This is a genomic window from Sphingobacterium sp. WOUb80 (genome assembly GCF_050058145.1).
In the GTDB taxonomy this organism is placed as follows: Bacteria; Bacteroidota; Bacteroidia; order Sphingobacteriales; family Sphingobacteriaceae; genus Sphingobacterium.
The window spans coordinates 498,937-522,223 of record NZ_CP165617.1; the positions used below are offsets into that span (position 1 = coordinate 498,937).

Annotated in this window: 19 protein-coding genes and 1 other RNA gene; 9 read left to right on the top strand and 11 right to left on the bottom strand. The window is 38.3% G+C overall.

Annotated features, from left to right (window positions below; all coding sequences use genetic code 11):
* Positions 1-46: 46 nt before the first annotated feature.
* Positions 47-1,099 carry a helix-turn-helix transcriptional regulator gene (locus tag AB1Z56_RS01960; protein WP_313267922.1) on the bottom strand — a complete coding sequence of 351 codons (1,053 nt, stop codon included), beginning with the start codon at positions 1,097-1,099 and terminating at the stop codon, positions 47-49.
* 149 nt (positions 1,100-1,248) lie between these two features.
* On the opposite strand from AB1Z56_RS01960, the gene rnpB reads away from it, so the two are divergent.
* An RNA gene (rnpB, locus tag AB1Z56_RS01965) (RNase P RNA component class A) lies at positions 1,249-1,627 on the top strand.
* Positions 1,628-1,694: 67 nt separating this feature from the next.
* Positions 1,695-3,086 (top strand): sigma-54-dependent transcriptional regulator, encoded by a 1,392-nt coding sequence (locus AB1Z56_RS01970; RefSeq protein ID WP_309362078.1) that lies wholly within the window; start codon positions 1,695-1,697, stop codon positions 3,084-3,086.
* 197 nt (positions 3,087-3,283) lie between these two features.
* Here the strand turns inward: AB1Z56_RS01970 and AB1Z56_RS01975 are convergent, their stop codons facing one another.
* From AB1Z56_RS01975 to AB1Z56_RS01990, 4 genes are all read right to left on the bottom strand, one after another.
* On the bottom strand, positions 3,284-3,949 hold the full coding sequence (locus AB1Z56_RS01975; protein ID WP_426790921.1) for an HAD family hydrolase: 666 nt from the start codon (positions 3,947-3,949) through the stop codon (positions 3,284-3,286).
* A 74-nt stretch (positions 3,950-4,023) separates the two neighbouring features.
* Positions 4,024-5,919 carry a DUF3857 domain-containing protein gene (locus AB1Z56_RS01980; protein ID WP_426790922.1) on the bottom strand — a complete coding sequence of 632 codons (1,896 nt, stop codon included), beginning with the start codon at positions 5,917-5,919 and terminating at the stop codon, positions 4,024-4,026.
* A complete protein-coding gene (locus AB1Z56_RS01985; RefSeq protein ID WP_309362072.1) occupies positions 5,916-7,889 on the bottom strand; it encodes a transglutaminase domain-containing protein in 1,974 nt (657 codons plus the stop codon). The genes AB1Z56_RS01980 and AB1Z56_RS01985 overlap by 4 nt, the downstream gene beginning before the upstream one ends.
* A 65-nt stretch (positions 7,890-7,954) precedes the next feature.
* On the bottom strand, positions 7,955-8,329 hold the full coding sequence (locus tag AB1Z56_RS01990; protein WP_286884132.1) for a hypothetical protein: 375 nt from the start codon (positions 8,327-8,329) through the stop codon (positions 7,955-7,957).
* Positions 8,330-8,806: 477 nt separating this feature from the next.
* On the opposite strand from AB1Z56_RS01990, the gene AB1Z56_RS01995 reads away from it, so the two are divergent.
* Positions 8,807-9,331: a hypothetical protein gene (locus AB1Z56_RS01995; RefSeq protein WP_309362069.1), complete on the top strand. Its 525-nt coding sequence runs from the start codon at positions 8,807-8,809 to the stop codon at positions 9,329-9,331.
* A 100-nt stretch (positions 9,332-9,431) separates the two neighbouring features.
* On the top strand, positions 9,432-10,331 hold the full coding sequence (locus AB1Z56_RS02000) for an OmpA family protein (protein WP_309362067.1): 900 nt from the start codon (positions 9,432-9,434) through the stop codon (positions 10,329-10,331).
* Between the two features lie 52 nt (positions 10,332-10,383).
* Here the strand turns inward: AB1Z56_RS02000 and AB1Z56_RS02005 are convergent, their stop codons facing one another.
* The 3 genes from AB1Z56_RS02005 to AB1Z56_RS02015 form a co-directional block, all read right to left on the bottom strand.
* Positions 10,384-11,016: a gluconate 2-dehydrogenase subunit 3 family protein gene (locus tag AB1Z56_RS02005; RefSeq protein ID WP_309362066.1), complete on the bottom strand. Its 633-nt coding sequence runs from the start codon at positions 11,014-11,016 to the stop codon at positions 10,384-10,386.
* 3 nt (positions 11,017-11,019) lie between these two features.
* Complete coding sequence (locus AB1Z56_RS02010; RefSeq protein ID WP_309362064.1) at positions 11,020-12,756, bottom strand: GMC family oxidoreductase; 1,737 nt, start codon at positions 12,754-12,756, stop codon at positions 11,020-11,022.
* Between the two features lie 297 nt (positions 12,757-13,053).
* Positions 13,054-14,640, bottom strand: a complete 1,587-nt coding sequence (locus tag AB1Z56_RS02015) for an ABC-F family ATP-binding cassette domain-containing protein (RefSeq protein WP_426790923.1) — start codon at positions 14,638-14,640, stop codon at positions 13,054-13,056.
* A 229-nt stretch (positions 14,641-14,869) separates the two neighbouring features.
* Between AB1Z56_RS02015 and AB1Z56_RS02020 the strand changes: the two genes are divergently transcribed.
* Together AB1Z56_RS02020 and AB1Z56_RS02025 are read left to right on the top strand one after the other, a co-directional pair.
* Positions 14,870-16,180, top strand: a complete 1,311-nt coding sequence (locus tag AB1Z56_RS02020) for a sigma-54-dependent transcriptional regulator (protein WP_426790924.1) — start codon at positions 14,870-14,872, stop codon at positions 16,178-16,180.
* A 23-nt stretch (positions 16,181-16,203) separates the two neighbouring features.
* A complete protein-coding gene (locus tag AB1Z56_RS02025; RefSeq protein WP_313267909.1) occupies positions 16,204-17,949 on the top strand; it encodes a HAMP domain-containing sensor histidine kinase in 1,746 nt (581 codons plus the stop codon).
* A gap of 115 nt (positions 17,950-18,064) precedes the next feature.
* Here the strand turns inward: AB1Z56_RS02025 and yiaA are convergent, their stop codons facing one another.
* Positions 18,065-18,532: an inner membrane protein YiaA gene (gene yiaA, locus AB1Z56_RS02030; protein WP_293904052.1), complete on the bottom strand. Its 468-nt coding sequence runs from the start codon at positions 18,530-18,532 to the stop codon at positions 18,065-18,067.
* A 141-nt stretch (positions 18,533-18,673) separates the two neighbouring features.
* Between yiaA and AB1Z56_RS02035 the strand changes: the two genes are divergently transcribed.
* Positions 18,674-20,197, top strand: a complete 1,524-nt coding sequence (locus tag AB1Z56_RS02035; protein WP_426790925.1) for a hypothetical protein — start codon at positions 18,674-18,676, stop codon at positions 20,195-20,197.
* Here AB1Z56_RS02035 and AB1Z56_RS02040 read toward each other — a convergent pair.
* Positions 20,175-20,798 (bottom strand): murein L,D-transpeptidase catalytic domain-containing protein, encoded by a 624-nt coding sequence (locus tag AB1Z56_RS02040; protein ID WP_426790926.1) that lies wholly within the window; start codon positions 20,796-20,798, stop codon positions 20,175-20,177. The two genes, AB1Z56_RS02035 and AB1Z56_RS02040, sit on opposite strands and share 23 nt — an antisense overlap.
* 63 nt (positions 20,799-20,861) lie before the next feature.
* The gene (locus AB1Z56_RS02045) at positions 20,862-21,965 is read right to left on the bottom strand and encodes a DUF695 domain-containing protein (protein ID WP_313267899.1); all 1,104 of its coding nucleotides are present in this window, start codon (positions 21,963-21,965) and stop codon (positions 20,862-20,864) included.
* Between the two features lie 234 nt (positions 21,966-22,199).
* Here AB1Z56_RS02045 and AB1Z56_RS02050 point away from each other — a divergent pair, with 234 nt between their 5' ends.
* Positions 22,200-22,706: a BON domain-containing protein gene (locus AB1Z56_RS02050; RefSeq protein WP_426790927.1), complete on the top strand. Its 507-nt coding sequence runs from the start codon at positions 22,200-22,202 to the stop codon at positions 22,704-22,706.
* A gap of 12 nt (positions 22,707-22,718) precedes the next feature.
* Positions 22,719-23,138 carry an SH3 domain-containing protein gene (locus AB1Z56_RS02055; RefSeq protein ID WP_046675658.1) on the top strand — a complete coding sequence of 140 codons (420 nt, stop codon included), beginning with the start codon at positions 22,719-22,721 and terminating at the stop codon, positions 23,136-23,138.
* The last annotated feature ends 149 nt before the right edge of the window (positions 23,139-23,287 follow it).

Sequence of the window (23,287 nt, forward strand, 5' to 3'; positions counted from 1 at the left end):
CATTGATTACGTGGTCATTTGTCGTTATACGGCAATTGTTGGTTTATTAACTCGAGGATGGGCTTGTGCCTTTGTTTTCAGAATTGTCTGCATACAGCTGTTTGGCGGCTTCCAAACGTCGTATTATTCTTGTTTGTAAATTTCTCGGTGATAATACTTTAATCGATTCACCAAATCCTAAGATTTCTCTTTCTAGTTCAAAATTAAGGACGACATCTATGCGAATTAAGATTGAACCATCTTCTTTTTTATCTAAAATCTGTTGAGAAGCGTGCAGCGGTTTAGTTTCTACATAAGGTGCATTTCGAGCGTTGATCTGTAATATCACCCGATGCCCGCGGTCCTTTTGTGTTTTGGTAACACCTATAGTATCGGAAAAGTAACGTTCAAAATCGATTCCCGTATATTCCTTGTATGAATTTTTGCCCATTTCTTCAAAAGCGTCGATCCGGTCAAGGGCGAGTGTCATCAATCCCTCGCTTTTTTTATGGTGACCGATGAGAAACCATCTGTTACGATACTCCTTTAGCAGGTAGGGGGAGAAAACAAGATCCTGTTTCTGTGTCGCTTTGAACGATTGGTAACTGATGAGTAACGGTGTTTTTTCGCGGATCGCCTGATGAAGGGGATTTATAAAAGAAAGGCCTTTCAGGAGTTTATTATTTTCCAGTTGGATGATGGAGGGCGAATTATCTTTTTTGCTGTGTATACTATTTTCAAGACGCGCGACAATGTCGCTCATTTCATCAAAACTAGAGAACCCGTTTATATGCTTGAGCACTTCAACAGCTTCTTTCATTTTCTGCATATCTCCAATGGAAATTGGTGAATTGCTGATGCTATAGCTGGGGTCTTCATAAGTGTAGAATTTGCGATGCAGGACAACAATGGGTGCATTGTAGCCGAGCTTATTGCTACGCATCAGCTGTAGATCACTTTGTATTGTTCGCTTACTTATCCCGTTTTTGATCCCTTCAAATTCGTAGAGTGCATCAGAAACCTTTTCCATAAGGTCTTCTAATGTCCATTTGCGATGCCGTAAACGGAGGCAATGATCGATCGTTTTGTACCGTATAAGAGCCAGTTTGTTGAGAGCCATAGTGTTGATTTCTTTGGATAAGCTGAAAATACAAAACTTTAACCGATCTACGCAATCAAATTGCGTAGATTTTTGAGGTCTTTGCATCGTTTGGCTGAAATTGAAAAGAATTTCGGGTTTTTTCAGGTAAAATAGCTACTTTTGCGCAGAAGCAAACTGGTTCTATCGCTGCTCTTTTTGAGAGGAGAGGAAAGTCCGGGCAACATAGAGCAACACGCTTCCTAACGGGAAGGCTGCTATGAAAATAGTAGACAGAAAGTGCCACAGAAAATATACCGCTTTTCGGAGTAAGGGTGAAAACGTAAGGTAAGAGCTTACGGTCTTGTATGGTGACATATATTACGGTAAACCTCGTGTGTTGAAAGACCAAATAGGTTGCGAAATTCGAAGGCTGCTCGTCTTCTTTCAATTTATTGGAATTCGTAATGGGTAGGTTGATTGAGTTTGTCAGCGATGACAAATCTAGATAAATGATAGAAATTCCACTTCGGTGGTCTACAGAACCCGGCTTACAAGGTTTGCTTCTTTTTCGCTAATTGCCAAAAAAACCTTATATTGATTCCCATAATTGAAAAAATAGCATAACTCTCGATTTATGAGTACAATTTTAATCATTGATGATGAGCGCGCCATCAGAAGTTCGTTGCGTGATATCTTGGAATATGAAGATTATACGATTTTAGATGTCGACAATGGCCGGGATGGATTAGATATTTTAAAAAAGGAAAAAATAGATCTTGTTCTCTGCGATATCAAGATGAATACGATGGATGGGATGGAAGTTTTGGCGGAAGCGCATCAAAGCAGCCCAGACATCCCCTTTATTATGATCTCTGGACATGGTACAATTGAAACTGCTGTTGAAGCAGCGAAAAAAGGAGCATTTGACTTTTTAGAAAAACCGCTAGATCTAAACAGATTATTGATCACAGTTCGGAATGCACTGGATAAAAGTTCCCTTGTCACAGAAACTAAAGTGCTCAAACGAAAAGTTAGCAGTTCAAAAACAAAAGATATATTGGGTGAATCTGGGGCTATCAAACGTATCAAAGAGACAATTGATCGTGTAGCACCGACAGAAGCCCGTGTTTTGATTACTGGAGCAAATGGTTCGGGAAAGGAGCTTGTGGCACGTTGGCTGCATGAGAAATCGAATCGTGCACAGGGACCGCTAATTGAAGTGAACTGTGCGGCTATACCTTCCGAATTAATTGAATCTGAATTATTCGGGCATGAAAAAGGATCCTTTACATCCGCGATTAAACAGCGTATAGGAAAATTTGAGCAAGCTAGTGGTGGAACATTGTTCTTGGATGAGATCGGAGACATGAGTCTATCCGCTCAAGCTAAAGTTTTAAGGGCATTACAGGAACATAAAATCACCAGAGTGGGTGGCGATAAAGAGATTGATGTCAATGTCCGTGTGGTAGCTGCGACCAATAAAGATCTATTGAAGGAAATTGAGGAGGGTAACTTTAGAATGGACTTATATCACCGTTTGTCGGTGATCTTAATTCATGTTCCAGCTTTAATAGATCGCGTAGATGATATTCCTCTGCTTTCAACAAATTTTTGTGAAGAAATCTGTATGGAATATGGGATACCCGTGAAAGAGATTACTGCTGCGGCAATGAAAGAATTGAGTCATCTTCCCTGGACTGGTAACATTCGTGAATTGCGCAATATGATTGAGCGTTTAATTATTTTGAGCGACAGATCTATTACGGATAAAGATGTGGTGGCATTTGCTAATCCTTCGCGTGAGCCGGTAAACGGTATAGCACATGAAAGAGTTGCTACAAATTACGGTTTAGATATGGACTCCTTTGATTCGTTTCAAGATTATAAAGATCATGCTGAAAAGGAGTTTATTAAATATAAATTGGAAAAAAATAACTGGAACGTCTCGAAAACGGCCGATGACCTTGATATTCAACGTAGTCACCTCTATAGTAAAATAGAAAAGTTTGGTCTGAAAAGAGATTAATAACTGAATAAAATTGTAGTCAAGCGGCAGCAATTGAAAATTTAGTCCAAATCGGACAATATGAGCGTAAAAAAAGAGATTCCCAAAGGAATCTCTTTTTTTATATGTTAACAGCAGCTCAAGGAATTTTTAAATGATACGATTAAGCTGCTTCATGTTATATGTGTTTTCTCAGCAAATCTCCAGTAAATTTTTAGCTACTGTGTTTTTAGAATGGCTTCTACATTCGCAACTGATATTTCTGTATAATTATTTATATAATCATTACTTACTGGTAATTCTTCTTTTTTATGCGTTGAAAGTACGGCGACAACTTTCATTTCGGCATTTTTTGCCGAAGTAATGCCGGAAAAAGAATCTTCAAAAACGATACAGCGGTCAACCGGAATTTGTAGGTTTTCTGCTGATTTTAGGTAAACTTCAGGATGTGGCTTATGTAATTTTACATCTTCACTGCTTAATGTGGAAGAAAAAAGATGGCGTATTTTTAATTCATCGAGAATTAAATCCATGTTTTCCCTGGGAGCAGATGTCGCCACAGCAAGCTTAAAACCTTTATTTTTTAATTCAGTCAAAAATTCGATTAATCCCTTAATAGGTGCCACGTGCTCCTTGTAAATCACTCTAAAGAGCTGCTCTTTTTCAAATTCAAGCGTTCGCAGTTCCTCAGGAGATATTGGACGCTTGAAGAAATGTTGCATGATGTAACTATTATGCTTGCCATACATATGCTGCTCAAATTCCTCTTCTGTAGCCTGCTGTACATTGTGGTTTTTAAAAAAAGCTCTAAAAGCTTCGGCATGGAATGGGTTGGTGTGGCTTATAACACCGTCCATGTCAAAAATCGCTGCGTATTCTGTCATTGAGCTAATATACAATAATTGCCGTATTTGATCGATTTTATAAATTCATATTCTGGTAAATATTTTTCTTTCGGTTAGAGAAAGCTGAGATTAAAGCGCCCTTTGTCGCAATTACTTACGTCATTATGAAATTGGAAAAAGTCTTCATAATCATTAGCGGGATAGCTGCCTTCAAAAAGCTCCAATTTTCTGTAGGTGAATAGTTTATTGTCCTTTATTTCTGACCTAAATTCATACTTTCCAAAGGGTTTCTCAATAATTTTCTTCTCAGGAGTTATGTTTTTGAGTATATTTTCCGGAAGGGTAATGCTAATGCTATCTACATCGGCGTAGCCTCTTTCAATGAAAATATCTTCGGTTCTATTTCTACTTTCTGCAATATTGGAATGTGTATTGAATAAATTAGGTTGGATCAAAAGTTTATTTCCATTTTTCACAGCATAGTTTTTAATAAAAATATTTAGGTTCTCCTCAATAAATGGATTTTCCTCCTTATGTTCAATATAGTTTACCTGATTGAAGTTGATATTGTCTATATTATAGTATTCCGTGAGAAGCTTATTCTTATCATTATTGCTGGCTAAAAGCACGTCCATATGATTCTCATATTGGGTTCCGTAGAACTTGGTGTTTAAGGTACCTTGGATGCTTCCGTCTTCCGAAAGTTTTAGGTCAGCATAGCGAAGCTGAAGATTGGTGGAGTTAAGGTATTTTGGTGTATGCATGATCACACCGCCATTTTCGGTACAGGCAACGACATCTCTATCGTCCGTAAAATCGCTCAGAAAACCAAAGGGAAGGTTTTGGCTCGTGCATTCCAGCCAGGTTGTATCATTTTTGAATGGAATACATAAGATGACGTGATTTCCATCCTGGGCATTTGCAAATGTTTTGTGAAAACTTTCTTTGCGCCTGCCGGCTTCGACGATGCAATAATATGAAGGGATGTTGACCGCTGATAGCATACTTCGCATGTAGTTTGCAAGTGCTTTACAGTCGCCATAGCCCAGACGGTCCACTTCTGAAGCAGGAAACGGTTCTAAGCCGCCAATCCCAATTTGGATACTGATATAGCGTGTGTTTTTTTGTAAGTAATCGTATAGAATCTTCGCTTTATCTTTATCAGAGCTTGCATTTTTTGTTAAAGCAATAAATTTCTGTTTTGAAACTTCTGTCAGATCTTCTTTTTTATTCAACAAGCTATTGGATACCCAATTGCCAAACTCTTTCCAATCAGAGAAATTCCCCTCCTTACCATAGTAAATAAAATTTTTGGGAACGATGAGCACGTTTGTTCTTTTTAGAACTGGGTTGGGGCTATAGGATTCATCCTTTCTTGCCGCAATCTGTTCCACATTCCAAGTTTTGCTTTCGGTTTTCTCATTTTTCTCTTCTTTGACGCTACCTTTATAATTCTTTGTTTCAATTCGACATTCAGTGCCAACTGGAGCAATAAACTGAAAACTACTTTTTTCCACAGAAACATTGTTCGATACCTCAGGGGTCCAGGATGGAATGATCAAATTTTGTTTGTTTTTCACTTCGTACTGGTATTCCACCGTATAAGGATAGCTGTGGTAGTCGGGGACATATAATTTTACCCGTGAATCGGCAAACATCGTACTGTTGTCGACAGCGCTTATATCTTTGAAATCTTTCGTTGCAATTTTCTTTTGCAATATCCCCATCTCATTATAAATCGCTCCCTTTAGATTTTTGATTTCACTGGATTTATTATAATAGACAGGGAGGGAAGCATAGCGATCTCCATTTTTATTATAAACAGTAACGGCACAAGTTACGGTTGTGATCACTTGTTCAGGAGATTTCATTTCTACCACAGTTTTATCATTGCGCACAGTTGCTACTGCCCGGCTCTTTAATGCACTCGGGATATTGGCGACGTCGTAATTATCTTGCCCAATTGCGAGGATCGGAAGTAGGAGTAAGTTGACGAATAAGATTTTCATTTTTTACCGGTTAATTTTATGTCTAGCTTTTGCTGTTGAATGATAAGTGAATACAACTCTTTGAGCGAAAAATACTCATCGACCGAAAATATGGGTTTGTTAAACGTCAGGCTCTGCAGGATTTCAATCTGATTGCCATTGACTTGCGTAACGTATCTATATTTTGCAGCTGACTCAGGGAGTGCTAAAGAAGCATTTTGAGGCTTTTCAACAATTTCATATTGATCAGGAATTGTCAATTTGACCGAATACAAGGTTTTGGATTTAAAACCCATATCGACGGGGTAAGTTCTTTCCTGCGCTTTAAATGGATTGTAGGAGATCCTGTCAATAATATTGGGCGCCAAAACCAGTACATCTTGACCCATTTGTTTGGATACATCTACTGTGACATCAAATTCTTCTATTAATATCTGATCAATATCCTCCAAATTTTGGACACTTGATTTTGTTAGGGTGATATTGGGCATTTCCTCGTCTAGTTTTTCCCAGTATTCTTCCAAAGAATTGAATTTGGCGATATGTTGACGCTTTAATAGTGCTTTGTTTCCTCTACTGCTGATGGTGAGTTTTCCCTTGATTTTAAATTGATCATTCAATGTGCCCTCCAATACATAGCTTACATCAGAAGATTCATCGGCGGTCAGCGGATACCAATCGGAACTCTTTTTAGAGTAAATAATTCTTCCCCGTTCATTTAAGCATTGTAGGGGTAGTTCTCCGAAAGGTAGGTATGAATTGGAGGCATCAAGTTTATACTTTATCCCGTCAATATCTACGCAGGCGATGACATAGTCAAAGTCAGACAATACTGGAAATAGGGCATTGGGAGTACCCTTTCGTCGTGTTGAAAGAATGATTGGATAGGCCTCCAAATCTGCCGCCAGTAAGGCCGTTACCAGTGCTAAATTAATATCCCCGATATTACCAGTCCGTTTTTCCAGTGCTCTTTCAATGCCTGCTTCGGCGTATTTTCCTAAATAGTTATTCCATTTTATTTGTTTATTGATATAGTTATATATCTTTTTAGCCTTTTCTAATTTTGTGTCAGTAGGCGATAAGATTGTTGCCAAACTGGTTTTAAATAAGTCAGTTTTTTTTAATTGCCCACCAAACGTCTTTTCATTCATCAGATCTGTATCAACGTCTTTCCAGGTTTTGCTAAAAGTCTTCTTGCTACCCGTACTTGGATAATAGATTGATTCAAGCTCATAATAGATAGCAGATTTGAAATTGGTTGGAGACGTCATGTAGTCTTCTTCTACAAATGCCGGAATATTCTTCATGGAATAGGTCAATTTAGAACAATCCATTCTTAATCCATCAAGAAAAATGTATTCTTTCAATACTTCGCCCTTTTGATCACTAAGCTTATAGGGGCCGCGTAAGACTACATTGTAGGTGAAAGACGCAGGTATGATGGCGATATATTGGCTTTGTATTTTGGGAATATCGTCTTGGAATTCCCATGTTTTAAAATTGAATAAATCTTGTTCCAGCGTCCGATAGGATACTTCAATAATAGATCCTTCTTTGATATTCGGAAGTGTAAATTTATTTAGGTCTAAATAGGCGGAGTAGTTTTCTCTGAAAACTTTCTTATTTTCAAGTTCCGTTCTCTCGATTCTGCCATTTTCTAAGTTATAAGTAACCGCCTTTAGTTCGTCAAAATAGTCACGGATGTAACTTCCGCGTTTATACGATGGTATTTCAAAATTGGCTTTTTTAAATCCTTCTTTATTATTGATCCGGATAAGTACATGGTACTCATGTTGAAGCTTTATGCGATTGTCGTAATCATCTACAAAAACAGAACTTCGTCCAAACTCCTTCAACACTATTGCATTGGCATTGCTATCCAAATCTGTTCGCGAAAAATCTGAAATCGAAACTTGACCAAAGTCAAAGGTTTGAGCTATACTATTTGTGTAAATAGAAAATATTAAAAATAGCGTTAAAAACTGGCGCATAACTATAGGTGTAATAATTTACGAATATAAGTTTTTAGCCAAAATTAAACGATATTTCGGGGAAATTATTTGTCCAGTTGCAAAAGATTATTAATGATTTCGGTAATGTTATCAACATCTTCGCCATCTTCCAACATAGAGAATGCGAGATAGGTCGCGTAGATTTCGGGGCTGAATTTTACATGCTTATCAGCGATAAACCTATCGATCTGTTCTTCATTACATTCAAAATGGATGCTCTGTAACTCATTGAAAAGATTGGTTGAAATGGTCTGATGGTTTTCACCACAGGCGAATCCTGCAATGATATGGAATAGAAACTTATCGGTTATTTCGTCATCCTCCTTTTTGAACATAGCACGAATATGCTTATAATCGAATTTAGTTTTTGCACTATTTACGATAGTGTCCCAAATCTGATACTCTGCTTTTGTCTCCATAGCTCGCTTTAAATTTATATTGGTATAACCAATATAGCAAAAATAATTTGATTTTAGGTAAGGATAATGAAACTTGTTGGCTTACCAAACCGAGCTGCGATAGACCGATTATCCAAGTGAATAAATGTATGCTATCGTTAGGGAAATGATGCAATGTCGACGATGAGGAAGAACTTAAAGCTGTAATAGCGTAAAAACTATTTCGCCCAAAAAACAGCCCAATATAACACCAAATAGAATTGACAAAATCACCTTCAACCACACGGGGCTTGCTTTTAAAATCAGTTTCATGCTCCAAAATTGCTTTAAAAATATACCTTAATGAAGACTTTTCTTCTTTTTAAAGCTAGCTGTGGCGATATGCTGACATGAATTTGTGGCTTTGTGGTATGATAATTGAAAATTAATATTTGGATTCGATTTTTTTAGTAATTTAAGTCGGAAAATGAGCATGTGAAAATAGCCTGATTTATAATTATGATAACACGAATAGTATTGACAATCGTTCTATTTACCTTGGCAAAAGTTGGAATGGCCCAACAGGTAAATATTGATAAAATTCGCAAAGAATATGCGGACGCCGTGAAAGATGAGGATCTGTGTGAACATAATTTGGAGAGCCTGAATGAAAGTGCCAAATCAACAACGGAGAAAGTATACCTGGCCGCCTATGAAATTCTTCTCGCGAAGCATATCGGCAATCCATTTAAGAAAGTTGGGCAGTTCAAAGAGGGCAAAAAGCATTTGGAAGAATTGATTAAGGAAAATCCCAATCATATTGAAGCCCGATTTATACGTTGGAGTGTACAGGTGCATGCGCCATCTTTTTTGGGATATAACAATAATATCATTGAGGATAAAAATTTCCTTGTTAAAAACCTGTATAAATTACCCAACGAGGAGGCCAAATCTATTATTTATAATTACCTAAAAGGAGCGAATCCCTATCTTAAAGGAGGACAGATATTTACCGCGGCTGAGTTGAAAGAACTCGCTCAATAGACGTTAAAGGTTGTTAATTTGATCACGTTGCGTTGTTTTGGCTGGAATATTGCGTACCTTGCTTTATGAATTAATTCAACATCTACAAAAAGAGTATATCATGAAGAATTTAGTTTTTCCAATGACTGTATTAACGGCCAGTCTGTTTGTTATCGGATGTGGCGTTAGCAAAAAACAATATGCTGGTTTACAGTCAGACTATAGTAAATTGCAAACAGAGCATAGTCAACTGACGAAACAGTACCAGGACGGACAGCTTCAGCTGGCTGAAGGACGAACACGGATCAAGAGCTTGGAAGATCAGTTAGCGTCCGAGAGACAGAATAATGCTGACCTTCGCTCGGCGTATGCTGCATTGCAGAAAACATTAGACAATAGTATTAACCAGAATTCACAGGGAAATATTAATATCTCCAAGTTGGTTGATGAAATTAACGCTTCAAATAAATACATTAAGCATCTCGTAGAAACGAAAAATAAATCCGATTCCTTGAATCTGGTGTTGACAAATAATTTGACAAGATCGCTTAGCCGTGAAGAGTTGCAGGAAGTTGATGTACAGGTGTTAAAAGGGGTGGTTTATATCTCGCTTGCGGATAATATGCTTTACAAATCCGGTAGTTATGAAATTAATGATAGAGCAGATCAGACATTAAGCAAGATCGCAAAAATTATCCAGGATTATAGGGATTACGAAGTGTTGATTGAAGGTAATACAGATACAGATCCGATTTCTAAACCTAATATTCGTAACAACTGGGATTTGAGTACCCTGAGAGCTTCTTCTGTTGTACAGGCTTTACAGAATAAATATGGTGTGGATCCTAAACGCTTAACTGCAGGTGGTAGGGGCGAGTATAACCCGATTGCAGACAATACGACTGCCATGGGTAAACAACGTAATAGAAGGACACAGATTATCATTACACCTAAATTGGATCAATTTATGGAGTTGATTGATAAAGCACCGGAGACTACCGAGGTCCCATCGGCACAATAAATTTCAATTTAGAATAAAAAAATCCTTTCCGAAAACGGAAAGGATTTTTTTATTATCCAAAGAATTTAGTCGGGTCAAAGCCGTGCTCTTTCAATACATCATCTGGTACACCAGTCCAGACTCCAGGCTTATTTCCGGCATAGCCAATATCTTTTACACCTATTTCGCTCGTATAAAATCCTGAGGAAGTAAGGTTGCGCATCAGCGAGAAGAAGGCTGCACCCTGTTTCATTTCTGGTTTTGCCAGTTCAGGGTAAGCGATATCATCTACTAATGCAAGTTGATCCTTTTCACTACATTTTATAAATACCGTACCATAACGTTTTTTGGTTTGAAGGTCCAGCCAGCGAAGGCCACCCCGCATAGGAATTTTATTATCCGGCAAATCTTTTACGATAAATTCGATAAAATCGGGTACCCCCGCTTCTGACGCGCTTCCGGATTTGCTGTCCTTCGGGATAATGATATCTGCCAAAACAGTGATTGTCGCCATTTCGTGTTCATCAAAAAACTTTTCGGCGTATAGCTGTTCTGTGCGTTCGTATTCAAAATCCTGAACTCCAGGTAATTTTTTGCTATTGTCTACTGTTGCATTTTTAGCCTCCTTTGAGTTGCAAGCTGCAGTTAAAAGACCTGATCCAGCTGCAATAAAGCCTAATGCTTTTAAAGATTCTCTTCTATTCATGCTTTAGCCGTTTAATTTTTTCTTTTCTTGAAGTATATATTCTGCTGTTCGCATCGATAAAGCGAGTATTGTCCAGGTAAGATTTTTGTCACCTTGTTGCACAAATGGTCCCGCATCTACGACATAAAGATTTTTACAATCGTGCGCTTGTCCCCATTTATTCAATACGGAGGTTTTAGGGTCATTACCCATTCTTGTGGTACCACCTTCGTGAATAATTTTTCCGGGAGCTTCTAGGCCATACAAGGTATCCGCCCCTGGAATTTTTGAAGTGATTACAGCGCCCATTTCGTGCATAATAGACTGAAATGTCTCCTGCATGTGTTTAGCCTGTGCTATTTCTTCATTTGCCCATTTGTAGTTGAAGCGCAACACAGGAATTCCGAACTTATCGACTTTATCCGGGTCGATTTCACAATAATTATCTTTTCTGGCCAATGCCGTTCCCCGTCCGGCCATACCTACATTTGCGCCATAATAGCTGCGGAAATCTTCTTTTAATGCCGTACCATAACCACCTTTGGCTTTGGACTTCCCATCCGATTTTTTTGCATGGTCATTTACGTTAGGTACCCAGTTCAAAAAACCATAAGAAGGCATATGTAAACCACCGCCGTATTCGATGTGGTAACCTCTAGGGAAATTCAATTTAGCATTATCTTCCCACCATGGCGAATAAATATGCACGCTTCCAACACCATCTTCGTTGTACCGTTTGCGGTCAAGTAGCTGCGGTAAAAAGCCCGATAAACTGGCTCCGGTAGAATCGTGAAGATATTTTCCAACCAAACCACTGCTATTACCAACACCACCAGGATGGGATTTTGATTTGGAATTTAACATGATACGCGCACTTTCACAAGCACTTGCACCCAAAATAACGGTTTTCCCTTTTACTGTATATTCCTGCAGATCCTTGGTGTTTACATAGGAAACACCAACAGCAAGGCCTTCGTCATTTGTAATCACCTCTCTCACCATGGCATTGTCTATCACTTTTAAGTTGCCTGTTTTCATGGCTGGAATGACGAGACATGAAGAAGATGAAAAGTCTCCATATACTTTACATGCACGACCACATTGACCACAATAGAAACAGGCGCCCCGATCCTTGATGTCTTTTGATACTTCAGTCAGTACAGCCCCTCTTCCCGGGATCACTGGAACCCCCGCTTTTTTAGCTCCTTTGGCGATATATAACTCGTTCAGGCGTGGTTTAGGTGGCTTCATGAAGATCCCGTCTGGTTCATTATGAATACCTTCTGCAGTTCCATATATACCGATCATTCGGTCAACACGATCGTAAAATGGCTTGACCTCTTCATAAGTGATAGGCCATTCGTCTGTAACTCCATCCTTTGGTTTGAAATCGTCAGGTCCCATACGTAATGAAATTCGGCCCCAGTGGTTGGTTCTTCCTCCAAGCATTCGGGCTCTAAACCATTCAAATTCAGTTCCTGCTACTTTGCTGTAGGGTTCACCTTCGATTTGCCAGCCACCAAAGGCAGCGTCGAAATCCCCAAATGGTCTTGTTGTGCCTGCTCCCCTTCTTGGAGATTCCCAAGGCCAACGCAGTTGTAACGAATCTTTTGCTGGGTCATAAAAAGGACCTGCTTCCAGCATCAATACTTTAAGCCCCGCATGTGCAAGTATATAACCTGCCATACCACCACCTGCGCCGGAACCAACGACTATGGCATCAAATAATTCGGGATTTTCTTTAATTTGATAATCTGACATAATGAAATGAAGTAATTAATTGAGAGGCCTGTGAGATACATTCGCCATGAGGCTTAATATGTAAATGAGAAGGTTCAATTAATTTAATGGTTATTGTTTCATGTTTAAAATCATCGTGAATATATCGATAAAAATTCATTTTTTTTAAATTAATTTATCGATTTAGCAGATTTTAAATAAAGAATATGGGATTGTTACAAAAAATACTGTGTTTTATTGAAACGTATAGCGGTTAGTCATACATATTCCTTCTATTTTGTAGCAGCAAAAATAGAAGGAATATGTATGTGAAGTTCTTTAGAGTGTGATGACTTTATTTACATGAATTTCTTTCAGAAAAACTTCATCATGGGAAATGACGAGGATTGTACCCTTATAAAGTTGAATGGCTCTGGTCAACATGCGGATATTTTGAAGATCTAGATTGTTTGTTGGTTCATCCAGGACAATCAAATCCGGTGACTGTCGCTGAATAGTGAGGCAACATAGGATCAGGCGCATTTTTTCGCCGCCGCTCAGTAGCAGACAAGGTTTATCCCAATCGTCCTTTCCAAATAGGAAGCGATTGAGCCTGATTTTGATCTCATGTTCAGGCAGCGCATCGGTATTGAATTGCTGAGCTTGTTCGTAAATGTTCAAATGAGGCGATAGAATGGAATATGTCTGATCTAAATAGATCGCGTCAAAGGATTGACGCTCAATTTTCCCTTGCTTAGGTGTCAGTTGGTTAAGTAAGAGTTTGACCAATGTTGTTTTACCAGACCCATTCTGACCTTGTAATGCGATGCGGTCTCCACTGAATAATTGAAAGTCAAGATGTTCTTTCCATAGCTGCTGCGAGCCATAGTTGAAATTGATGTTTTCGGCTTTGACCATACTTTTTCCTGTCGGAAAAGTGCTATTTCCTAGATCTATTTTAATTTCATCTAATGCCGATTGCGAGCCCCGGAGTTCCTGGAGATCGGATCTGATATCTCCAATTTTGTCCTGATGTACACTCTTTATTTTGGCGGTGCTCTTTTCGGCATTATTGCGCAGCGTATTCATCATGATACGCGCTACACCAGCTTTTTCCTGCTTTTTTTGACCACGGTTATTTAATCTATTTTGACGTTCAATTGTCTCTCTTTCTTTCTCCTTCGCAATTTTGATCGCTTTTTCTTTGTGATGGATGTCATGTTGCAAAGCATGGCGTTCGCCTTCTTTCTGAGCCTCGTAAAAGGCGTAATTACCTCCGTATCGCTTAATGCCCTTTTGGGTCATTTCGGCCATATCGTCCAATAGATTAAGAAGGGTTCTGTCATGGCTCACAATGATCAGTGTGTTTTTGGTTGATTGGATCCAGTTGTGTAACAGTTTTTTGCTGTCCATATCCAAATGGTTGCTGGGTTCATCGAGAAGAATGAATTCGGATTGATGAATCTGGATTCCGGCCAATAAGATTTTCGTTTTTTGTCCACCACTAAGAGAAGACATTTTTTGTGCCAATGGGATGTCCCGTAGATTCCATTGTTCGAAAGCTTCTTTACATCGTTCCTCCAAATTCCAGTCATCTTGAAGGTTGTTGAAATTTTCTTCCGATGCATCACCCGCTAATATGGCATAAAGTGCATCTAATTTTTTGTCGATTCCGAGTGCTTCGGCAACGGTGTTGTCCTCAAATTGCCCGACAACTTGTGGAACATAGTACGTACTCGCACTGACAAGGATACTGCCAGTGGCCGGGGATAGTTCCCGGGCGATTAATCGCAATAAAGTTGATTTGCCAACACCATTATGGCCGATCAATGCAATTTTCTCTTGCGCGTTTATATGAAGATTTATATTCTCAAACAATAAATCTTTATTCGGATGTATATAAGAAAGTTGTTGTAATGAAAGCATGTTGAAATTCTTTAAATGTTGGAAAAAGACCATGTTGACAAATGCTGCCAATGGATGGTATTTATTTCGTTCTAAAGAATTTTAATCTTACATGCAGTTTTAATTCTGTTGTGGTTTACAAATATAGGTTTTTTATTTTGATGTCAAGAAAATTTTTGAGGAATAGTCAAATTGTTTATTTTTCTACTATTTGCTTCAGACAAATTGTAATTTTGAAAAAACGAATATTGTGAATAGAGTTCTCCTTATAGACGACGAAGAGAAACTTCGGAAATTGCTGTCCAAAATCATTAGTTTGGAAGGTTTTGATGTGATTGAGGCAGGGGATATTAAATCAGGGTTAAAAAAACTTGAAGTCAATGATGTAGATGTTGTTCTTTGTGATGTTAAGCTGCCTGACGGTAATGGGGTTGAAACTGCTAAATTGATTAAGGAGCGGTATCCCATTGTGGAGATTATCTTATTGACGGCTTACGGGAATATTCCTGATGGGGTAAAGGCAATAAAAAATGGTGCTTTTGAATACATTACGAAAGGGGATGACAACAATCGCATTATACCATTGCTTTATAAAGCTTGTGAAAAGGTTGCATTGGCTCGAAGGGTACAGCAGTTAGAAAAGCAATTAGGGGATAGACTTTCTTTCGATAAAATTATTGGAAAATCTAATGCGATTCAAGCGGCCATTGGAATGGCACAAAAAGTTGCTGTTACCAATACAACGGTTCTACTCACTGGAGAAACTGGTACCGGTAAAGAGGTTTTTGCACAGGCGATCCATCAGGCTAGTTCCAGAAGAGACCGTAATTTCGTAGCCATTAATTGTGCTGCATTTACAAAAGATCTGCTGGAAAATGAGTTGTTTGGTCATAAATCTGGCGCTTTTACCGGAGCGACGAAAGATCAGCGCGGCTTGTTTGAAGAAGCACATTTAGGTACTATATTTCTGGATGAGATCGGGGAGATGGCTTTGGAGCTGCAAGCTAAAATTCTCCGTGTTTTGGAAACGGGAGAGTTTTTGAAAGTAGGGGATTCCAAGCCAACGAAAGTGGATGTACGTATCATAGCTGCTACCAACAGAAATCTCGAAACTGAAATTGCTTCTGATCATTTTAGGAGTGATCTTTTTTACAGATTATCTGTTTTTACGATAGAACTACCGCCGCTTCGTGAGCGGATACAAGATATTGTGCCGCTGGCACAATATTACGCCGATATTTTCGCTGTAAAATCCAATTTGAAACCTTTGCAGATGAGCCCTGCATTTGTGCAGGCATTGGAACACAATGTATGGCGGGGAAATATTCGTGAACTGAAAAATGTGATTGAACGCAGTGTAATTTTAAGTGAGGGGGGTGTGCTGGATGTTCAGAGTCTTCCTTTCGGAGAACGTGATTATAGAGAAGGGAAGGGAGACTTATCAAACTTTTCGATGGCCAACATAGAAAGGCAGCATATACAGCGTGTATTGAAACATACGAACGGAAATAAAGCTGAGGCTGCTCGATTGTTAGAAATCGGTATAGCTACCTTATATTGAAAAATTGAAGAATATAAAATCCAATGAAACTTAAAGCTAAGCTGACATTTGGGGTAGGTTTTTTATTTTTCATGATCTTGCTGCTAGCGATAGTGAGTGGATATTACGTTTATCGGCTAAAAAAAGATACAAACAATATTTTAGTCGATAACTATAACACGTTGCATTACTCCCGAAATATGCTGTTGGCTTTGGAAGATTTTCGTACGAACGGGAAAAGTGTTCAGCTATTTGAATACAACTTAATGCTCCAGAAGCGCAATGTGACCGAGCGCGGAGAACGGGCTGTAACTGAACGTGTAAATCGTCATTTCTTGAGTTTAAAAAGAGAGACGAAAAATGCAGCAGTAGTAGCTGATTTACGTAAAGATATATTCCAACTGATGTATCTTAATATGCAGGCGATTGAATACAAAAACAATATCGCCAATACAACATCGGAAAAAGCTATTTTGGCCATATCCATTGTAGGTGCGATCTGTTTTATGATTGCGTTCGTATTGTTGGTTAATCTCCCCCTAGCTATTGCTGGTCCAATTGTACAATTAACCGATAGTATTAAACAGATTGCTGCTGGGAACTATAAAATGAGACTTCATTTTAAGCGAAAGGATGAATTTGGAGCGGTGGCAAAGTCGTTCAACACAATGGCTCAAAAGCTCGAGGAATATACAGAAAGTAAATTAGGTAAGATTTTACAGCATAAAAAGAGAATTGAAGCACTTATCGATAATATGCATGATGCTGTTATAGGGGTGGATGAGGAAAAAAGAGTGCTTTTTGCGAATGAACCCGCTTGTTTAATTTCGGGGTTAAAACTTGCTGAATTTGAGGGGAAGAATTTAGAGGAAATTGCAGCTTTTAATGATTTGATTAGAAACCTTCTCAACAAAATTACCGCTATATCTCAGGAATCTGGTCATCTAGGCTTGGTTCAGGTATTTGCCTATGGGAAAGAAAACTATTTTGAGTTAGAGGTCATTGATATCAATATTGTTCCGACAGGAGAGGAGAGTTCTCAATTTATCGGACAATTTATTTTGCTGAAGAATGTAACGAGTTTCAAGGAGCGCGATGTTGCGAAAACAAATTTTATTGGGACGGTATCTCATGAACTGAAGACACCTATTGCTTCCATACGTATGGGGATCCAATTACTAGAAAATAAGCGGATCGGAGATTTGAATGAAGAACAAAAAGATCTGATCGGAGGGATGGCTGATGATACAGAGCGGCTCCTTAAGATTACGGGAGAACTTTTGGATATTGCACAAGTGGAGAGCGGTACAATTCAGATGAAGCTGAATCCTGCGCCTATCGAACCGATTGTAGATTATGCACTTTTGGCCAATCGGTCGATGGTAGAGCAAAAACAAATTCGGATAGAAGTAGAATTGGAAAAGGATTTGCCGATGGTCTTTATCGATACCGAAAAGGCCGCATGGGTGTTGACGAATTTATTGTCCAATGCAATTCGATATTCTGATGAAGAGGGAGTGATCCGTATTGCTGTCAAAAAAATGGCAGCAAGGGTACTTTTGCTTGTTGAAGATCATGGCCGAGGAATTCAAATGCAATATTTAACAAAAATTTTTGATCGCTATTTCCGTGTTCCAGGGAGTACAAAAGAAGGGACAGGTTTAGGCTTGAGCATAAGCAAGGAGTTTATCGAGAGCATGGGGGGAGAAATTGATGTGCAAAGTGTTTTTGGAAGTGGAAGTACATTTTTTGTTTACCTTCCGATTGTTCGGCCCAGACCATCAGCCTAAAACCATCAACCTAAAAAGGAAAAGCCAAAATAACAAGCTCTTCCTTTTTTTTCGTCCAAAAGGGGATTGAAAGATCCTGCGGCTTGCATTGCAGAGGCCGCAGGATAGGCACCCGCTAAAGTTTTATTTCATTATCATCGATAAGTTTTGCATCGCGTGTATTCTTTTGTACTGCGATTGCAGAGAATATACTCAATGAGAAGGACATTGCATAGAATCCTTTTTCACTTAAGAGTAGTTCTGCATTCCATAGGCCTACAGTTAATAGAACAACGGCGGCAATTGTTGCAAACCAGCTTAGACCATAATACAATTCGGTAACAGCGAGCCCTTCGGCTTTATCTCTGACGCTTTTTTGAACGGAGATAACAGCAAACAGGGCAAACAGCAAAATTGTAAAATAATACCCTTTTTCGTTCAATGCCATTGTTGCATTCCATAAGCCTATGCAATAACCAACGGTTCCAACCAATAATGCGGTCCATGAAGCACCAATAAATGCGCCTGTTGGTTTAAATGGATTTCTTTTGTTTGAATCTCTTTCAGCTTTTTTTTCTTCAATCATGTTTTTTAGCGGTTCCATAATTTTCTTGTTTTAGTTTTAATTTGTTGTTGTTTTGTGATTCAAATATCTATAGGATCCAATTGTTTTTAAACTTAATTTTAAAAGAATACTGACGATATTATTTTGTTTTATATATTTATTTAATTCTAAATTTGAGCTATGACAGATGCAATATCAGACTTACTATTATTGCTTAATAGTGACGATAGAAAGGATTTTAAGACCTTTCTGAAACGTAAAAACAAACGAAATGATGTGAAAAATATCAGGTTGTTAGAAATTATAGAAACTGACGATATAAATAGATTAAAAAAATTATATAATCCTACTAAAAATTGCAATGCTTACCATGCCTTGAGAAAGAGGCTTCATGAGAATCTGGTGTTTTTTCTTTCAAATAAGGTTTTTGAGCGGGACAACAGCGAAGCGCATGAAGCATTGAGACTGCTTGTTGTTGGCCGTTTTCTACTGGAAAGTCAATTCATTAAGATTGGGTTTAAATGCCTTCAGCGCGCTGAAGATAAAACGCTTCTTCTTGAACAGTTTAGTTTATTGAACGAGATTTTACAAACTAGATTACAATATGCTTATTTAGATCCAAGTGTCAATTTGGAATTGCTTGTTGATCGTTTTGCCGAAAATCAACGAAAACTACAACAAGAAGCGAAATTTCAGATTGCTTATGCTTTGTTGCGCAGGGAATTACAGGATATTCATTTGAAGGCAAAAATAGTTGATCTCAATAAGTTGATTTTGGATACGTTGGGCAAATACAGTATTTCCTTGGATGACCTTTTGTCATTTAAGTCACTTTATCAACTTTTGTATATTGCAAATGAATACGCAGCAATACATCAAAACTATGCATTGGTTCGTTCTTTTTTAAAAACAGCAGCCAATTTCCTGTTCAACCATCATGAGCAAGCTCCCCGTTATTTATTTTACTATCTCCATATTTTGTATTACCTGGCTAACTTCAATTTGCGGAATGGTTTTTTTCAAGAAAGCTTGAGATATTTAGAACGTATGGATGTGGTTTTATCGCAAGGAAGTTCCGTTTTTCGAGTGCAGTTTCAGCTGCGATGCCAATTGTTGAAGGCATTGAATTTTCATTACCTTGGCGAAGGGGCACAAGGTCTTGCCCTATTAAAGGAAGGGATCAAACAAGCGGTACCAAAGTCAAGTGAGCTTGACCTCTCGGATCTGCAACTATGTTTGGTCATGTTTTTAACCCAATTCCGCGATAAAACTGCTTTAGTTGAGCTTCAAAAATTGACTCGAACAGACGCCTGGTATGAGAAGAAAATGGGGATGTTATGGACCATTCGGAAGAGTCTGCTCGAAATTCTGATCCACATCCAATTCGATCACATCGATTTGGCTACTTCGAAACTAAAGAGCTTTGTTCGCAGGTATAAAAAGTACTTAATGAGTGTCAATGAAAATAGAGTAATTGATTTTGCTAAATTGGTGGAAAAATATCTTTTAAATCCTACCGTCATTCAAGGAAAATCCTTTCGTGCATCTGTTGACGCTATGGTGAATCAAAAAGAAAATAAGGATTTATTTGTTAAGGGATTTGTTGCTTGGTTAAAGGCCCTTGTTGTTTCTGGAAGCCCTTATCAGGTTTTGTTGGATTTGATCAAAGAAGAGGAGTTAATTAGTAATAGATATGTAAGATGATCTGTTTCTTTGACGAGTCAATCAGTGTCTGTAGTCTTTTATAGAATTCGACATTCACCATGGGACAGCCTTCACTAAGGCATATTGGGTCGACCTGCTCATCGTATGGCATGCTGTCGTATTTGTGTAAAACGATATTTCTAGCGTATGCGTTACTATTGGAACTATCCAAACCATATAGCTTATAGGCTTTTCCAAATTTACCCTTGTATGAACTGCCGATGGTATAACTGCCTAGTGATGTCGCATGGGAATTATCTATATTGCTGAATTTTAAACGGTTTTTTTTGCCTGTTTCGGAGCCAGATCCATGGGCCACCAGGCCCTGATCGATAATCTGGTCCCTTTTTAGGTCTACGACAAAGAAGCGATTCCTCCCCGAGGGTCTTTTCATATCCAGAAGAAAGGAAACATCAGGATTATAGCTGCTGTTGGTTTTTAGATGTTTTTTTACTTCTTTCATAGCCATGGCGTAGCGGGCAGCGTCTGACAGCTCGTTTTCCTTTGTATCAGCAACGGCCAAAAGTGCGTTTTTTTGGTTGGTTTTGAAAGCGATGAGACCTACTCCTAGGATAATGATCAAAAGAATGATTTTATTCATAGATCAAACAGATTTTACGAAATTCTTTTTTTATTAAGCAGACATTTTTTTTGTCTGGCAGCCTTACTCTATTTGTGTATAAAATCGTTCGAAAGATTTCCAGTATTTATCTTTGTAGATGCTATAATCAATTTGGAGTTTTTCCTTGTACTGTTCGATTAACTGATCGATGGTCATGGAGATTTTTCGAAATTCTTTGCAAGCTAGATAAATTTCCCTTAGACTATCAGCAGTTTCTCGGCCAATATTAAGAAAGCCAATATCATCTGGAAGGTTGTTCATTAATTCTTCTTCAAACTTATCCATTAAATCGTAAGTTTCCTGATCTGGCATCCCATTGGTTGCTGTTCCATCATAGTTGATTTTTAGGGTAACGATCCAAGGGTGAGAGGCTTTTCCATCCCAGTCTAATAGCGTTGTATTAATAATAGCCAAGATAGGTAGGTCGTTTTCTAATATACCTTCAAAGGCAGTATAGGTATCATCTGTTGTATTGTGCCTTAGATCAGTATATTTTTCCACAAATTCCTTTTCCCGCCAGATCAAATAATCTTTTAATTTGACCAGCGGAATCAACTCTTCAGTCGCGAGATCTGTTGAGGTTACATTCAGATTGTCGATGGCAATGATTGAGTTCAGTTCACCAATGTAATTGTCGAGGAATATTTCTATCCCATGGGCAATATTAGCCTTGTTCTCTTCCGTATAATCGGGGTGGACAATAACGATATCGACTTCATCCGGTTGGTATTTATGCTGAATGGGATAAAAAAACATATCCTTGATGTCAAAGGAGAATCCATACATCGTGATTTTGAATTTTTCCATATCCGCAATAGCGGGCTTTAGTGCTGTAAATTTCCAGTGGGGTAGCGATGGAGCAGAAGCAATCAGATGTTCTACGAAAGCAATATTTTTGATGACGCCATCAGGGGTGATCACAAGTTCTGCTGTTTCATCATTATACATGCCGGTTAAGAAATACAGCTCCTTGCGAAGTGCATCGATCTTAGGTGAAAGTTTGCTGAAAAAATTCTGATCAATTTGTTCTCCACTCTTGACGATTTGAAAAAAGGTCTGTTCGTTTTTTATAAACCAGTCCCAGAAATCTTGCACACCGTCCTTTTTATTTTCTTTTTTACCAAAAATATTATTCAAAAATCCCATAATTAATAGCTGTTCGATTGAATCATCAAAGTGCGTATCTGTTCTTTTAAAGCGTTTTTCTAACTATAGAGGAGAAAATGATCCGAATGAAACGGTCATGAATACCTCTGCTCTTAAATTTAATTATATAATTACGATCCGGCAAGGGAATTTAAGTTTAAAAATAATTGGACAAACAATTGCTTAGGGAATTTGTTAGGATTATTGTTGGAATTATAAATTAAAATTGGTCTTATGAAATTTAGCAAGTTAACATTTTGTCTATTGGCAACTACAGTTGTACTTTCCTTCACGGCCTGCAAATCAGGTTTATCTGATGAGAAGTTGGAAGAAAAGATCGAAAATGCACTTACCGGTCGTAAAACGGTGGACGTCGACGTTGAAAAAGGAAAAGTTATCTTAAGTGGTAGTGTTGCTTCGGAGGAAGAAAAACAGCAAGTGGAGTCGATTGCTAAAACAGCAGGTGATAAAGACATCAAGTCTATTCAGAACAATATTATCGTTAGCGCTCCCGTGTCATCGACACCAGCTCCAATTGAGGTATCCAATAATGACGCTGTACTTGGCGCGGCTGTGAACACGTTTGTGAAGGATTTTCCTACAGTGCAGGCAAGCGTAAAGGATGGTGTAATCTCTGTTACAGGTACCTTGGAGCAACCAAAGATAATAACCTTAAAACAGGGACTGGATAACTTGAATCCTAAAAAAGTGGATCTAAGTGGTATTGTTGTCAAAAAATAAAATAACGAAACTATGTCATTGCAAGAAAAATATAAGGTTCTTTTGGATACGGCTCAATCTTCAGGTGTAAATGACCTGAATTATGCCGAAATGGATGGTGTATTGCAGATTCGAGGTACAGCACCTACTGCAGATGTAAAAAATAAGCTGTGGGAAATCTACGGTAATATAGATCCTAATTTTCAAACTGGAGATGTGGTACTCAATGTAGATGTGGCTACAGAAGTGCCGGGAAGTCAGGTGAAGGTCATTACAGAAAATAGCAACTTGAATATTAGAAAGGGGCCTGGTACAGATCAGCCTATTGTCGGCAAAGCTGCTAAAGGAGAAATCATCACTTTGATTAGTAAGGCTAATGATCAGTGGTGGTTGGTCAGAACCAAAGATAATGAAGAGGGCTATTGTTATGCACAGTATTTAGAGTCCGTTTAGTTGCTGGATGTTGTGCGCGCCTTCGGTGCGAACATTGCTAGACAAAAAAAGGAGAATTATCGATAGATAATTCTCCTTTTTTATTATCTGCATAAGCTTTTAATGGATGTGTTATCGCATACTGTAAATACATTTTTATTGGAAAAGTA

What these genes read in the sequence shown, in the direction of transcription:
- AB1Z56_RS01960 (WP_313267922.1), bottom strand. Translation starts at nt 1,099, where the DNA reads ATGGCTCTCAACAAACTGGCTCTTATACGGTACAAAACGATCGATCAT.
- AB1Z56_RS01970 (WP_309362078.1), top strand. Translation starts at nt 1,695, where the DNA reads ATGAGTACAATTTTAATCATTGATGATGAGCGCGCCATCAGAAGTTCG.
- AB1Z56_RS01975 (WP_426790921.1), bottom strand. Translation starts at nt 3,949, where the DNA reads ATGACAGAATACGCAGCGATTTTTGACATGGACGGTGTTATAAGCCAC.
- AB1Z56_RS01980 (WP_426790922.1), bottom strand. Translation starts at nt 5,919, where the DNA reads ATGAAAATCTTATTCGTCAACTTACTCCTACTTCCGATCCTCGCAATT.
- AB1Z56_RS01985 (WP_309362072.1), bottom strand. Translation starts at nt 7,889, where the DNA reads ATGCGCCAGTTTTTAACGCTATTTTTAATATTTTCTATTTACACAAAT.
- AB1Z56_RS01990 (WP_286884132.1), bottom strand. Translation starts at nt 8,329, where the DNA reads ATGGAGACAAAAGCAGAGTATCAGATTTGGGACACTATCGTAAATAGT.
- AB1Z56_RS01995 (WP_309362069.1), top strand. Translation starts at nt 8,807, where the DNA reads ATGATAACACGAATAGTATTGACAATCGTTCTATTTACCTTGGCAAAA.
- AB1Z56_RS02000 (WP_309362067.1), top strand. Translation starts at nt 9,432, where the DNA reads ATGAAGAATTTAGTTTTTCCAATGACTGTATTAACGGCCAGTCTGTTT.
- AB1Z56_RS02005 (WP_309362066.1), bottom strand. Translation starts at nt 11,016, where the DNA reads ATGAATAGAAGAGAATCTTTAAAAGCATTAGGCTTTATTGCAGCTGGA.
- AB1Z56_RS02010 (WP_309362064.1), bottom strand. Translation starts at nt 12,756, where the DNA reads ATGTCAGATTATCAAATTAAAGAAAATCCCGAATTATTTGATGCCATA.
- AB1Z56_RS02015 (WP_426790923.1), bottom strand. Translation starts at nt 14,640, where the DNA reads ATGCTTTCATTACAACAACTTTCTTATATACATCCGAATAAAGATTTA.
- AB1Z56_RS02025 (WP_313267909.1), top strand. Translation starts at nt 16,204, where the DNA reads ATGAAACTTAAAGCTAAGCTGACATTTGGGGTAGGTTTTTTATTTTTC.
- yiaA (WP_293904052.1), bottom strand. Translation starts at nt 18,532, where the DNA reads ATGGAACCGCTAAAAAACATGATTGAAGAAAAAAAAGCTGAAAGAGAT.
- AB1Z56_RS02035 (WP_426790925.1), top strand. Translation starts at nt 18,674, where the DNA reads ATGACAGATGCAATATCAGACTTACTATTATTGCTTAATAGTGACGAT.
- AB1Z56_RS02040 (WP_426790926.1), bottom strand. Translation starts at nt 20,798, where the DNA reads ATGAATAAAATCATTCTTTTGATCATTATCCTAGGAGTAGGTCTCATC.
- AB1Z56_RS02045 (WP_313267899.1), bottom strand. Translation starts at nt 21,965, where the DNA reads ATGGGATTTTTGAATAATATTTTTGGTAAAAAAGAAAATAAAAAGGAC.
- AB1Z56_RS02050 (WP_426790927.1), top strand. Translation starts at nt 22,200, where the DNA reads ATGAAATTTAGCAAGTTAACATTTTGTCTATTGGCAACTACAGTTGTA.
- AB1Z56_RS02055 (WP_046675658.1), top strand. Translation starts at nt 22,719, where the DNA reads ATGTCATTGCAAGAAAAATATAAGGTTCTTTTGGATACGGCTCAATCT.